Source organism: Nocardioides sp., from assembly GCF_035503875.1.
GTDB lineage: Bacteria > Actinomycetota > Actinomycetes > Propionibacteriales > Nocardioidaceae > Nocardioides.
The window spans coordinates 1-2,100 of sequence record NZ_DATJTA010000025.1; the positions used below are offsets into that span (position 1 = coordinate 1).

General features: G+C 72.3%; 2 protein-coding genes and 1 pseudogene. All 3 read right to left on the reverse strand.

Annotated elements, in window-relative coordinates; translation table 11 throughout:
* Window positions 1-183 (reverse strand): annotated as a pseudogene (locus VMF51_RS06250) (1,4-dihydroxy-2-naphthoate polyprenyltransferase); the annotation flags it as partial.
* Between the two features lie 45 nt (window positions 184-228).
* Window positions 229-828 carry a hypothetical protein gene (locus VMF51_RS06255; RefSeq protein ID WP_325473548.1) on the reverse strand — a complete coding sequence of 200 codons (600 nt, stop codon included), beginning with the start codon at window positions 826-828 and terminating at the stop codon, window positions 229-231.
* Window positions 825-2,100: dihydroxy-acid dehydratase (locus VMF51_RS06260; protein ID WP_325473549.1), on the reverse strand; the 1,276-nt coding region annotated here is incomplete at its 5' end. The genes VMF51_RS06255 and VMF51_RS06260, both read right to left, overlap by 4 nt.

The window sequence follows — 2,100 nt, forward strand, 5'->3', positions numbered from 1 at the left end:
CCGTCCGGCCGCGTCGGTGCCGCGCACGCCGTCGCTGTAGTCGTTGGCGAAGTTCACCCCGATCTGCAGCGCGAGCGCGACCAGCAGCGCGAGCACCGCCCGCCAGAGCGAGAACTTCCCGTACCCCGCCGCCACGCCCGATCCGATCAGCACCGGGACGACGGCCGCCGGCAGCGTTCTCACCCTGGTCCCCGCTACCCACTCGCGCGCACTAGCCACCGGCAGATCCTACGCGGAGGAAGGGTCGGGGGAGGGGGTCGGCGGCGAGAGCTGGGTATGCAGGCGAATCACCGGCACCTTGACCCCCATGTCCAGGTTGGACGTGCTGCCGTCCGGCGCCCAGCCTGCCGAGGTCAGGAACGCGATCCTGGCCTCGTCACCCGACAGCGTCCACGTGTAGGCGGTGCGAAACCCGTCCTCCGCGAACGCGTCCGCGACCGCGTGCAGCAGTCGGCCGTCGTGACCGGCAGGCTCATCCTCATCCTCGGCCGAGACGAGCTCCGGCGACACGTGCAGCTCGTACAGCTCCGCATCGGTCCCCGCCCACAGGTCCTCGTCAGTGGCGGGCCCGGCGGCGGCGAACCCGGCCACCACGGTCGACCCCGGCTCGGTGACCGCGACGTGCACCCGGTGCTTCGACGTCGGGGGGCTGACGATCGCCTCCAGCCAGCGCTCCGTGAACTGGTCGAGCGCCGCGTAGCTAGTCAGCTCGGCCAGCACCTCGTCCGGCACGAGCTCGGCCAGCGTCGCGCTCCAGCTCGCCGCCTGCACGCGCGCCAGCCCGGCCGCGTCCGAGGCCCGCGCGGCCCGGACGAAGCCGCCGGTCACGACGTCTCCGGCGCCAGCCGCGCGAGGGCCGAGATGTCGCGTGACGCGCCGGTCGACGCTGACGTCGCCAGCGCCGCGTAGACCTGAAGGGCGGCGCTCACCGAGCGCTCCCGCGCGACCGGCCGGTAGCCGCCGAGCGCGGCCAGCAGCGCCGCCCGCCGCTCCGCCAGCTCGATATCGGGCACGTCAAGCCGCAGTTCCCGGCGCGGGATGTCGATCACGACGGTGTCGCCCTCGTCGACCAGCGCGAGCGCGCCGCCGCTGGCCGCCTCTGGGGAGATGTGCCCGATCGACAGCCCGGACGTACCGCCGGAGAACCGCCCGTCGGTGACGAGCGCGCAGGCCCGGCCGAGCCCCTTGCCCTTGAGGAAGCTGGTCGGGTACAGCATCTCCTGCATACCAGGCCCGCCCCGCGGCCCCTCGTAGCGGATCACGACGACGTCCCCGGCCACCACGCGGCCGCCGAGGATCCCGGAGACGGCATCCTCCTGCGACTCGAACACCTTCGCAGGCCCGGAGAACGTCCACAGCTCCTCGGGCACGCCCGCGGTCTTCACCACCGCGCCGTCCGGGGCGATGTTCCCGTAGAGCATGCAGAGTCCGCCGTCGGCGGTGTAGGCGTGCGCAACGTCGCGAATGCACCCGTCGGCGGCGTCGCGGTCCAGCGACTCCCACGACGCCGACTGCGAGTACCCCTTGACCGTCCGCACCCCGCCGGGCGCCGCGTGATAGAGCTCCACCGCCTCCGGCAGCACCGACTCCGACCGCAGGTCCCACGAAGAGATCGGGTCCCCGTGCACCGTGGTCACGGAACGATTCAGCAGGCCGGCCCGGTCGAGCTCGCCCAGGATCGTGTAGATGCCGCCCGCCCGGTGCACGTCCTCGACGTGGTACGACCCGCTCGGCGCGACCTTGCAGATGCAGGGCACCCGGCGCGAGAGCTCGTCGATTTCCTTGAGCCCGAAGTCCACGCCCGCCTCGTGCGCGGCGGCGAGCAGGTGCAGCACGGTGTTGGTGGACCCGCCCATCGCCACATCGAGCGCCATCGCGTTCTCGAACGCCTCGCGGCTGGCGATCGACCGCGGCAGCACCGATTCGTCGTCGGAGTCGTAGTACCGCTTAGTGATCTGGACCGCGACCGAGGCCGCGCGCACGAACAGGTCGCGCCGGGCGGTGTGGGTCGCCAGCGTCGTCCCGTTGCCGGGCAGCGCCAACCCGATCGCCTCGGTCAGGCAGTTCATCGAGTTGGCGGTGAACATTCCGGAGCAGGAA